This window comes from Citrobacter sp. S55_ASV_140 (assembly GCF_018919505.1).
Taxonomy (GTDB): Bacteria; Pseudomonadota; Gammaproteobacteria; order Enterobacterales; family Enterobacteriaceae; genus Citrobacter; species Citrobacter werkmanii.
In genome coordinates, this window is the sequence record NZ_JAHLQZ010000135.1 from 1 (window position 1) to 11,430 (window position 11,430).

Here is an 11,430-nt window from a genome sequence, read left to right on the forward strand (position 1 = left end):
TCTTCAGTCAGTAACCACATTGCCGCATGGCATCCCCGCCATGCGGTTTTCACTTTCAGTCAGCACCAGTCTTTGATAGCGCATTATCAAAGAAGATCATCAATGACAGGAGTTTGTCATGGACAATAATCTCGCCACTGCACAGATTTCCACCCCACGCCCACGCAGGGATCGTTCACGCCTCGTTTCGCGCATCGTGCATCTTGGTTGCGGCGCTTTTCACCGCGCCCATCAGGCACTCTATACACATCATTTGCTGGAAAGCAGTGACAGCGACTGGGGCATATGTGAGGTCAACCTGATGCCCGGAAACGATGCCACACTGATTCAAAACCTGAAAGCGCAGGATCTGCTGTACACCGTTGCCGAACGCGGCGCACAAACGACAGAGCTTAAAATCATTGGCTCGATGAAAGAAGCGCTGCATCCTGAATTTGACGGTTGTGAAGCCATTATCCACGCAATGGCACGTCCAGAAACTGCCATCGTTTCGCTGACCATCACCGAAAAAGGATATTGCACAGATGCCGCCAGCGGCGAGCTGGATCTGAATCATCCGTTTATCCAGCACGACATTGCCCACCCACAGTCCCCCAAATCAGCAATTGGTTATATCGTTGAAGCCCTCGCGCTACGCCGCCAGCAGGGATTGAACGCTTTTACTGTGCTGTCCTGCGATAACGTGCGGGAAAATGGCCACGTCGCAAAAACCGCTGTCCTGGGTTTGGCCGCCGAGCGCGATCCGCACCTGGCTGAGTGGATTGCCGAACAGGCAACGTTCCCATGCACAATGGTAGACCGCATCGTTCCAGCAGCAACAGAAGAGACGTTAGCGCAAATCGCCGAGCAGCTTGGCGTTTACGATCCCTGTGCCATTGCCTGCGAACCATTCCGCCAGTGGGTTATCGAAGATAACTTTGTTAATGGACGTCCGGACTGGGATCGCGCGGGCGCACAGTTTGTGGAAGATGTGGTGCCGTTTGAAATGATGAAACTGCGTATGCTCAACGGCAGTCACTCATTCCTCGCCTACCTCGGTTATCTGGGCGGCTATGAGACGATTGCCGATACGATGACAAACCCGGCGTATCGCAACGCTGCGCTGGCGTTAATGCTTGACGAACAGGCCCCAACGCTGTCGATGCCTGAAGGTACAGACCTGGCAGGTTATGCGGAATTGCTTATCGCGCGCTTTACTAATCCAGCACTGAAGCACCGAACCTGGCAAATTGCGATGGATGGCAGCCAGAAATTACCGCAGCGTTTGCTGGATCCCATTCGGCTGCATCTGGCACGAGGGGAAGATTACCGTCATCTGGCTCTGGGTGTCGCAGCTTGGATGCGCTACGTCAGCGGTGTGGATGAAAAAAACAATCCGATTGATGTGGTGGACCCTCTGGCGGCACGGTATCAGGCGATAAATCAGCAATATCTGTCACCTGAAGAGCGTGTGCGGGCGCTGCTGACAATCGACACCATTTTTGGGACGGATTTGAGCGATAACACAGACTTTATCAAACGCGTAACCGCTGCCTGTCAGCAATTGCACAGCGTAGGAGCACGTGCAGCGGTAGCCGCTCTAAATCATTAAATATTTTACTTCAAAGACCCACGATCTGTCTGACATAAGCCAGATGTTCCAGTGATTTTTGGTAAGCACCGTCAGCATCAGCCTGGCGGATCGCATCCACAATCGCTTTATGCTGAGTATTCATGCTGGTTAATACATCCCGATTGCCGGAACGCTTGTCCAGTCCGGCATACGGGATGTTAACGCGTTGTTCCCACAGCATTCGCGACATATCAAGCAGTACGCGGTTCTGGCTGGCTTCAGATACCGTTAAATGGAACTGCTTATCGAGGGAGTAAAAACCATGGACATTGTTTTCACTAATGGCTTTTTCCATGCTGAGGTGCAGCGCTTCAAGCTGACTAATAAGTTCATCTTTGCCTGCTTCTGCAGCAAGACGCGCGCAATGACTGTCAACCAACTCTCGCGAATAGAGTATTTCTTCAACCGTATAATCACTGGCGGAATGCTTTTTATCAGTAACAATAACGCCATTACCGGACTGGATGGTGATCCATCCTGAGATCTCCAGCACAATCAGCGCTTCTCTGAGCGATGCGCGACTCACGCCAAGTTGCTTCGCCAGTTCACGTTCAGGGGGCAAGAAGCTTCCTGGCGGAAAAATACTATCGTTGATGAGCTTAATGATGAGATTGGCTATCTTTTGATAGAGCCGCTCCTGTTTTACCTCAGGAATAACCATGTGCCTCCCGTTCTCTTATCTGTGCGATTTTTAACTGATTATCTTATCATTCCCGGAGTTAAGAAACGCATGCCTGAGTCAGTTCCTTGTAACAGCGGTAAACAAATTCACTCACCAGAGACCAAATCCTGCGCGCACGCCCAGGCGCTCGACCATGCCCACTGGAAGTTGTATCCACCCAGCCAGCCGGTGACGTCCATCACTTCACCAATAAAATAGAGTCCTGGCACTTTACGGGCTTCCATCGTGCGCGATGACAGCTCGTTGGTATCCACGCCGCCCAGCGTGACTTCAGCGGTACGATACCCTTCCGTACCGTTCGGCTGCACCCGCCACTCGGTCAGGGTCTCCACCAGCATTTGCTGATCGCGCACGTTAAGCTGTTTCAGCGAGACATCCGGGATTTGCCCTAACTGCTGTAAACATTCCACCAGGCGTTTTGGCAACTGCATAGCAAGCGTATTCTTTAAGCTCTGATTGGGGTGGGCGCTGCGTTGTTCATCCAGGAAGCTCGCAAGGTCAACATCCGGCAACAAATTAATGCTGACAAATTCACCTGGCTGCCAAAAACTGGAAATCTGCAGCACGGCCGGACCAGAAAGCCCGCGGTGCGTAAAGAGCAGGTTTTCACGAAATACGGTGCCGTCCTCGGCGGTGATAACGGAGGAAACGGATACGCCAGAGAGCACCTGAAGCTGCTCCAGCAGCGGCTTGTGTAAGGTGAAAGGCACCAGACCTGCGCGCGTCGGCAACACGTTCAGACCGAATTGTTCGGCAATTTTATAGCCAAACGGCGTCGCGCCCAGACCCGGCATCGAAAGACCACCAGAGGCGATAACCAGCTTTTTCGTGCCGACCGTCATGCCGTTCAGCGCCAGGATGAAATCTTCCCCCTCACGCTCAACGCTGAGGACTTCGCTACGTAACCGCATAGTTACGTTACCTTTTTCACACTCGTCCACCAGCATATCGACAATTTGCTGGGCGGAATCGTCGCAGAACAGCTGACCCAACGTTTTTTCGTGCCAGGCGATGCCGTGCTTGCCCACCAGATCGATAAAATCCCACTGCGTATAACGCGCCAGCGCCGATTTGCAAAAATGCGGGTTTTGACTCAAATACGCGGCAGGTTCGACATAAAGGTTGGTAAAGTTGCAGCGTCCCCCGCCAGACATGAGGATCTTGCGTCCCGGCTTTTTACCATTATCAATCAGCAGTACCCGGCTACCTGCTTGTCCTGCCTGCGCGGCACAAAACATACCCGCTGCGCCAGCGCCTATAATAACGGTATCAAACCTTTCCACGTTGCGATCCTCTCTAAAAAGCGGGGGTGAATTGTAAAGATTCCTCAGTGGTCGCACCAGCACCAAACTACCGATAAAGGGTATTTATCTGAAATATATAGGATAATTCTTTAGTGGTGTAAAACAAAGCAGGAGACAAATCAAAAAAACTCTATATTTCACTTTGCCCGCGCCGCCAAAGTCACTGATAATGCGCCGCGTTCATGTCCTCAAAATGGCGTAACGTCCTATGCTACATTTGTTTGCTGGCCTGGATTTACATACCGGGCTTTTACTATTGCTTGCTCTGGCTTTCGTGCTGTTCTATGAAGCAATTAACGGCTTCCATGACACAGCCAATGCTGTCGCAACCGTGATCTATACCCGTGCAATGCGTTCGCAATTGGCGGTGGTCATGGCTGCGTTGTTCAACTTCTTTGGTGTTTTGCTGGGTGGTCTCAGCGTAGCGTATGCCATCGTGCATATGCTGCCAACGGATCTGCTGCTAAATATGGGATCGTCACATGGCCTCGCCATGGTGTTCTCCATGCTGTTGGCGGCAATTATCTGGAACCTGGGTACCTGGTACTTTGGTTTACCTGCATCCAGCTCCCACACGCTGATTGGCGCGATTATCGGTATTGGTTTAACCAATGCGTTGATGAACGGCACCTCGGTGGTGGACGCACTTAACATCCCGAAAGTGATGGGTATTTTTGCCTCGCTAATCATCTCGCCGATTGTCGGTCTGGTGGTTGCTGGCGGCCTTATATTCATTCTGCGTCGCTACTGGAGTGGTACGAAAAAACGTGCCCGTATCCACCTGACCCCAGCAGAACGTGAAAAGAAAGATGGCAAGAAAAAGCCGCCGTTCTGGACGCGTATCGCACTGATCCTCTCCGCTATCGGCGTGGCGTTTTCTCACGGCGCGAACGATGGCCAGAAAGGCATTGGTCTGGTGATGCTGGTGCTGATTGGCGTAGCGCCTGCAGGCTTCGTGGTGAATATGAATGCTTCCGGTTACGAAATTACCCGTACCCGCGATGCTATCAATAACGTCGAAGTCTTCTTCCAGCAACGCCCAGACCTGCTCAAGCAGGCGACTGGCGTAGACCAGTTGATTCCGTCCCCGACGGAAACGGTCACAACGGCATCGACAGAGTTCCATTGCCACCCAGCGAATACCATCAACGCGCTTGAGCGTGCGAAAGGTATGCTGGCGAATCTGGAAACCTACGACAAGTTAAGCGTTGAACAGCGTGGCCAGCTGCGCCGTATTATGCTGTGTATCTCTGATACCACGGATAAAGTGGTGAAATTGCCTGGCGTAAGCGCTGACGATCAACGTCTGCTGAAAAAACTGAAAGCTGACATGCTGAGCACCATTGAGTACGCGCCTATCTGGATCATTATGGCCGTCGCACTGGCGCTGGGTATTGGTACGATGATTGGCTGGCGTCGCGTAGCCACCACCATTGGTGAGAAAATCGGTAAGAAAGGCATGACCTATGCCCAGGGGATGTCGGCGCAGATGACCGCCGCAGTCTCTATCGGTCTTGCCAGCTACACCGGTATGCCCGTTTCCACCACCCACGTTCTCTCCTCTTCCGTTGCGGGAACGATGGTTGTTGATGGCGGCGGTTTACAGCGTAAGACGGTAACCAGCATTCTGATGGCCTGGGTCTTCACCCTGCCGGCGGCGATTATTCTTTCCGGGGTGCTGTACTGGCTCTCCCTGAAGCTTATCTAAGCGGATGCACGGTAAAAAAGCGGGTCAGGAAACTGACCCGCTTTTTTTGTATCTGTCGTTGGTAATCAGTGCCAGATAATCAGCGCAACCATGCTGATTAGCACCAGTCCGCATAACGCGCTGGTAAGAATGAACTGACCGCGAACCCGCTCACAGCGGCGAATAAATTCATCATCATGGTGATCGCGGTAACGCTGAGCGTAGATATACCACACCAGACGCATCTGCTTGTTGGGTTGCCCATGCGAGGTAAAAAATCCCCCACCATCGACATACTGGTAAAGTAATGGATCGCAACCACGAAGTACCACTAACAGTGCGCGTAACGAAGAAAAATAGCGCGCCATATTAACAATGCAAACGACACACAAAGCCCAGAACAACGCAATGGTGCTTATCATATCTCCTCCCCGGCGACCCGCCCACGGAACTCCTTTCCGGGACTACCGCTCCCCGATACCCTACCAATCATTCAGTGAAGAGTGCTACCGAAACCGCTCGTGTTAGTATCACGCATCCGAGCGCCTCTCTAAATAGTGTAGGAGATTAGTTAATTTTTTTGCCAGAAGGTTAATCGCTATCAATGCAATTAACTAAAAAATTTGTTTAACTGCTTGGCAAGCAAGGCGGATTGACGGATTATCCAGGTCGCTATAATGTAAGGATAGTCCTTATATGGTACGTTTTTACGACTGGGCTAGCCCCGCGCATAAGGTTCGCAGGACGCGAATGACGCGGCGGCAGATAAACGCCAGCAGGCTAGTCATCGACAACTTATGGAAGGAGTAACACTATGGCTTATAAACACATTCTTATCGCGGTTGATCTTTCTCCGGAAAGCAAAGTTCTGGTTGAAAAAGCGGTCTCTATGGCGCGGCCTTACAATGCTAAAGTCTCCCTTATCCACGTTGACGTAAACTATTCCGACCTGTACACCGGGCTAATCGACGTGAATCTGGGCGACATGCAGAAACGTATTTCTGAAGAAACCCACCACGCGTTAACCGAGCTGTCCACCAATGCAGGCTACCCTATCACCGAAACCCTGAGCGGTAGCGGCGACCTGGGCCAGGTTCTGGTTGATGCCATCAAAAAATACGACATGGATCTGGTCGTTTGTGGTCACCACCAGGATTTCTGGAGCAAACTGATGTCCTCCGCACGTCAACTGATCAACACCGTCCACGTCGACATGCTGATTGTTCCGTTGCGTGACGACGAAGAAGCATAAAATGCTTGCCGCCGGGAGATAACCCGTCCCGCAGCAAACAGTAAAGCCTGTAAACGCCCGCCCGCGCGGGCGTTTTTGTTTTTATCATTCGGACACAATTAGTACATCAACCCAACAAATAAATCATAATTAGTGTGATCAACTAATTGGATCGAAAACTATCTGTATAATACTCTACCCGCACGGCTAATCGCCGCAGTCTATAACAAAATAAGACTTTTTCGGCGCGTTTAAGTATACGCGTTCATACTTTTCGGGATGGCTTTGAAAGGCGATGGAATATGAATAAAACTGCACCTACGGGCTTGCTGCAGCAACCTCGTCCGTTCTTCATGATCTTCTTTGTGGAATTATGGGAACGATTTGGCTATTACGGCGTTCAGGGCATCCTGGCGGTATTTTTTGTTAAGCAACTCGGTTTTTCTCAGGAACAGGCATTCGTCACCTTTGGTGCTTTTGCCGCACTGGTCTACGGCCTGATCTCGATCGGTGGCTACGTTGGCGACCACCTGTTAGGGACCAAGCGCACGCTGGTACTCGGTGCGATTGTGCTGGCGATCGGCTACTTCATGACTGGGATGTCGCTGCTCAAGCCCGATCTGATCTTTATTGCTTTGGGTACCATTGCCGTGGGTAACGGGTTATTTAAAGCCAACCCGGCAAGCCTGCTGTCAAAATGCTATCCACCGAAAGACGCCCGACTGGATGGCGCTTTCACCCTGTTTTATATGTCGATTAACATCGGTTCGCTGCTGTCGCTGTCGCTGGCGCCGGTGATTGCCGATAAGTTTGGCTACGCGGTGACCTACAACCTGTGCGGGGCCGGGCTTATCGTCGCGCTGCTGGTCTACTTTGCCTGCCGTGGGATGGTGAAGAATATCGGTTCTGAGCCAGATCATAAGCCGCTGAATTTCCGTAATCTATTCTGCGTGCTGGCCGGTACGGTAGTGACGATATTTATCTGCGCCTGGCTGATGCATAACGTGAAGATTGCCAACCTGGTGCTGATTGTCCTGTCGATTGCCGTGACGATCATCTTCTTCCGCCAGGCCTTCAAACTGGATAAAACCGGGCGCAACAAAATGTTCGTGGCTTTTATCCTGATGCTGGAAGCGGTAGTGTTCTATGTGCTGTACGCACAGATGCCAACGTCACTTAACTTCTTTGCTATCAATAACGTACACCATGAAATTCTTGGTTTCGCCATCAACCCGGTAAGCTTCCAGGCGCTGAACCCGTTCTGGGTGGTAGTGGCAAGCCCGGTACTGGCCGCAATTTATACCCGTCTGGGAAACAAAGGCAAAGATCTGACCATGCCGATGAAGTTTACGCTCGGTATGTTCCTGTGCTCGCTGGGTTTCCTGACCGCCGCCGCTGCCGGGATGTGGTTTGCCGATGCGCAGGGACTGACGTCGCCGTGGTTTATCGTGCTGGTGTATCTGTTCCAGAGTCTGGGTGAACTGCTGATTAGCGCCCTGGGACTGGCGATGGTCGCCGCGCTGGTACCGCAGCACCTGATGGGCTTCATTCTTGGGATGTGGTTCCTGACCCAGGCCGCCGCTTTCCTGATGGGAGGTTATGTCGCGACGTTCACCGCAGTACCGGAAAACATCACCGACCCACTGCAAACGCTGCCTATCTATACCAATGTCTTCAGTAAGATAGGCCTGGTGACGCTGGCGGTAACGGTAGTGATGGCGATTATGGTGCCATGGCTGAACCGAATGATTAATACGCCAAGTACCGAACAGTAATACTCAGTGCCGGATGCGGCTACCGCCTTATCCGGCCTACAAATAATTGAGAATCGTAGGCCCGATAAGCGTAGCGCCATCGGGCAATCCGTTACTCCGTCAGAGGGGTTCCGGCATAAATATCAAACCGATGCCCTTTGGTCACCACTGCGTTAGGCGTGGCCACGTCAGCCAGCGGCGGCGCGTAGTCCGGGCGTTTCACCACCACACGTTTAGTCGCTAGCTGACGCGCCGGTTCCAGCAAGCCGTCAGCGTCGAGATCCGGCCCCACCAGCGACTGAAACACGCGCATCTCTTTCTTTACCAGCGCGCTTTTTTGCTTATGCGGGAACATCGGATCGAGGTACACCACCTGCGGGCGTGGGGTAATATCGGTTAACGCTGTCAGACTCGAGGCATGAATCAGCTGTAAACGTTCCTGAAGCCAGCCGCCAATTTCCGCATCGGCATAGCCGCGTGCCAGGCCGTCATCGAGTAACGCGGCGACCACCGGATTGCGTTCCAGCATCCGCACACGGCAGCCGACGGAGGCCAGCACAAACGCATCGCGCCCCAGCCCGGCAGTGGCATCGACCACGTCCGGCAAATAATCGCCTTTAATGCCGACGGCTTTCGCCACCGCTTCACCACGACCACCGCCGAATTTACGTCGGTGTGCCATCGCCCCGCCGACAAAATCGACGAAGATGCCGCCGAGTTTCGGTTCGTCGCGTTTACGTAGTTCCAGATGTTCCGGCGTCATCACCAGCGCCATCAGGTTGTCTTCATCATGCTCCAGCCCCCAGCGGGCGGCCAGAACAGATAAGGCGCCGTCTCCGGCGCCCGTTTCATCCAGTAAACAAATTTTCACGCGAACAATCAGCCCTTGATGCCGTAATGCGCCAGCATGGCGTCGAGCTGAGGTTCGCGGCCGCGGAAGCGTTTGAACAGTGTCATCGGCTCTTCCGAACCACCGCGAGTCAGGATGCTATCGAGGAACGACCGACCGGTTTCACGGTTGAAGATGCCCTCTTCTTCAAAGCGGGAAAATGCGTCCGCCGCCAGCACGTCGGCCCACAGGTAGCTGTAGTAACCCGCTGCGTAGCCGCCAGCAAAAATGTGGCTGAAGGCGTGCGGGAAGCGGCCCCAGGTTGGGCCCGGCACCACGGCGACCTGTTTCTTAATTTCGGCCAGCGTCTCAAGGACTTTCGCCCCCTGCTCTGGGTTAAACTCCGCGTGCAGGCGGAAGTCGAACAGGCCGAACTCCAGCTGACGCAGAATAAACAGCGCCGCCTGATAGTTTTTCGCCGCCAGCATTTTATCCAGCAGTTCCTTCGGCAGCGGTTCGCCGGTTTCATAATGGCCGGAGATAAACGCCAGCGCTTCCGGCTCCCAGCACCAGTTTTCCATAAACTGGCTTGGCAGTTCGACCGCATCCCACGGCACGCCGTTAATACCGGAAACACCGGCAGTTTCGATGCGGGTCAGCATGTGATGCAGGCCATGACCAAATTCGTGGAACAGAGTGATCACTTCGTCATGGGTAAACAGCGCCGGTTTGCCGTTCACCGGGCGGTTGAAGTTACAGGTCAGATAGGCAACCGGTTTTTGCAGCGTGCCGTCTGATTTACGCATCTGGCCGACGCAGTCGTCCATCCACGCCCCGCCGCGTTTGTGTTCGCGGGCGTACAGGTCGAGGTAGAAGCTGCCGCGCAGTTCGTTGCTTTCGTCATACAGTTCGAAGAAGCGCACTTCCGGGTTCCACACGTCAACATCAGTACGCTCTTTCGCGGTGATGCCGTAAATACGTTTTACCACTTCAAACAGGCCGTTAACGGCTTTGTTTTCCGGGAAGTACGGACGCAGTTGTTCATCGCTGATGCTGTACAGATGCTGTTTTTGTTTCTCGCTGTAGTACGCGATATCCCACGGCTGCAGCTCTTCAACGCCACATTCGGCTTTGGCGAAGGCGCGCAGCTGGGCCAGCTCTTTTTCCCCCTGCGGACGGGCGCGTTTCGCCAGATCGGTCAGGAAGTCGAGCACCTGCTGCGGGTTTTCCGCCATTTTGGTGGCCAGAGATTTAAAGGCGTAGCTTTCGAAGCCCAACAGTTGCGCCAGCTCGTGACGCAGCGCGAGGATCTCTTCCATCACCGGGGTGTTGTCCCACTTGCCCGCGTTCGGCCCCTGATCGGAGGCGCGGGTGGAGTAGGCGCGATACAGCTCTTCACGCAGCGCCTGGTTGTCGCAGTAGGTCATGACCGGCAGGTAGCTTGGGATATCCAGGGTTAGCAGGTAGCCTTCCTGCTCTTTGGCTTCGGCCTGCGCTTTCGCCGCCGCCAGCGCGCTTTCCGGCATGCCGGAGAGTTCAGCTTCGTCGGTCACCAGCTTGCTCCAGCCCATGGTGGCGTCGAGCACGTTGTTGCTGTACTGGTTACCCAGCTCAGACAAACGGGTGGCGATTTCGCCGTAGCGCTGCTGTTTCTCTTTCGGCAGGCCGATACCGGACAGTTCAAAATCACGCAGCGCGTTATCGACCGCTTTTTTCTGTGCAGTGTTCAGGGTGGCGTAATGGTCGCCATCACGCAGGTCGCGGTACGCTTTGTACAGACCTTCATGTTGCCCAACCCAGGTGCTGTACTCGGAGAGCAGCGGTAGTGTTTGCTCGTAGGCTTCACGCAGTTCCGGGCTGTTTTTCACCGAGTTCAGGTGGCTGACCGGAGAGAAAATACGCCCCAGCACATCGTCCACTTCCGCAAGCCTCTGGCAGAGATTTTCCCAGGTGTACGGCGCGCCCTGCGCAACGACTCGCTCAACGTTTTCGCGACAATCGTTCAGCGCCTTAGTAACGGCAGGCACAACATGTTCGGGCTGAATTTTAGAAAATGGCGGCAGTTCGAAGGGAGTCAGCAATGGATTGGTCATTAGCGCGGTCCTGTTGAAAGAGTGAATGAAGCGCGTATCCGGCGCTGTGCATATTAATTTGTACAATGGGGTTAAGTGTAGAGGATTTCAATGCTAACCGTGACGGAAAGACACCCGGTGGCGCTGCGCTTACCGGGCCTACGGGTAATCTGTGCCGATCTGCTGTAAACTGTGGCAAATCGTCATTTCAGCGGAATTTCATTACCCATGCTCAGTTATCGCCACAGTTATCACGCAG

The 11,430-nt window shown here is 53.4% G+C and carries 9 protein-coding genes; 4 read left to right on the top strand and 5 right to left on the bottom strand.

Annotation, left to right across the window (positions count from 1 at the left end; translation table 11 throughout):
• Window positions 1-118: 118 nt before the first annotated feature.
• Window positions 119-1,591 (top strand): fructuronate reductase, encoded by a 1,473-nt coding sequence (locus KQJ18_RS17155; protein WP_085049045.1) that lies wholly within the window; start codon window positions 119-121, stop codon window positions 1,589-1,591.
• A gap of 10 nt (window positions 1,592-1,601) precedes the next feature.
• On the opposite strand, the gene KQJ18_RS17160 is transcribed toward KQJ18_RS17155, so the two are convergent.
• Window positions 1,602-2,273, bottom strand: coding sequence for a FadR/GntR family transcriptional regulator (locus tag KQJ18_RS17160; protein ID WP_069323761.1), 672 nt, complete (start codon window positions 2,271-2,273; stop codon window positions 1,602-1,604).
• A 107-nt stretch (window positions 2,274-2,380) separates the two neighbouring features.
• Window positions 2,381-3,577, bottom strand: coding sequence for an NAD(P)/FAD-dependent oxidoreductase (locus KQJ18_RS17165; RefSeq protein ID WP_216422370.1), 1,197 nt, complete (start codon window positions 3,575-3,577; stop codon window positions 2,381-2,383).
• A gap of 229 nt (window positions 3,578-3,806) precedes the next feature.
• On the opposite strand from KQJ18_RS17165, the gene pitA reads away from it, so the two are divergent.
• On the top strand, window positions 3,807-5,306 hold the full coding sequence (pitA, locus tag KQJ18_RS17170) for an inorganic phosphate transporter PitA (RefSeq protein WP_038635082.1): 1,500 nt from the start codon (window positions 3,807-3,809) through the stop codon (window positions 5,304-5,306).
• A gap of 65 nt (window positions 5,307-5,371) precedes the next feature.
• Here the strand turns inward: pitA and uspB are convergent, their stop codons facing one another.
• The gene (gene uspB, locus KQJ18_RS17175) at window positions 5,372-5,707 is read right to left on the bottom strand and encodes a universal stress protein UspB (RefSeq protein ID WP_003023371.1); all 336 of its coding nucleotides are present in this window, start codon (window positions 5,705-5,707) and stop codon (window positions 5,372-5,374) included.
• A 392-nt stretch (window positions 5,708-6,099) separates the two neighbouring features.
• Between uspB and uspA the strand changes: the two genes are divergently transcribed.
• Window positions 6,100-6,537: a universal stress protein UspA gene (gene uspA / locus KQJ18_RS17180; protein WP_003023368.1), complete on the top strand. Its 438-nt coding sequence runs from the start codon at window positions 6,100-6,102 to the stop codon at window positions 6,535-6,537.
• A 281-nt stretch (window positions 6,538-6,818) separates the two neighbouring features.
• Entirely contained in the window at window positions 6,819-8,291 is a 1,473-nt protein-coding gene (gene dtpB / locus KQJ18_RS17185) for a dipeptide/tripeptide permease DtpB (protein ID WP_038635084.1), read from the top strand.
• A gap of 91 nt (window positions 8,292-8,382) precedes the next feature.
• Here the strand turns inward: dtpB and rsmJ are convergent, their stop codons facing one another.
• Together rsmJ and prlC are read right to left on the bottom strand one after the other, a co-directional pair.
• Window positions 8,383-9,141: a 16S rRNA (guanine(1516)-N(2))-methyltransferase RsmJ gene (rsmJ, locus tag KQJ18_RS17190; RefSeq protein ID WP_038635086.1), complete on the bottom strand. Its 759-nt coding sequence runs from the start codon at window positions 9,139-9,141 to the stop codon at window positions 8,383-8,385.
• A gap of 8 nt (window positions 9,142-9,149) precedes the next feature.
• The gene (gene prlC, locus KQJ18_RS17195) at window positions 9,150-11,192 is read right to left on the bottom strand and encodes an oligopeptidase A (protein ID WP_051594491.1); all 2,043 of its coding nucleotides are present in this window, start codon (window positions 11,190-11,192) and stop codon (window positions 9,150-9,152) included.
• Window positions 11,193-11,430 lie beyond the last annotated feature (238 nt).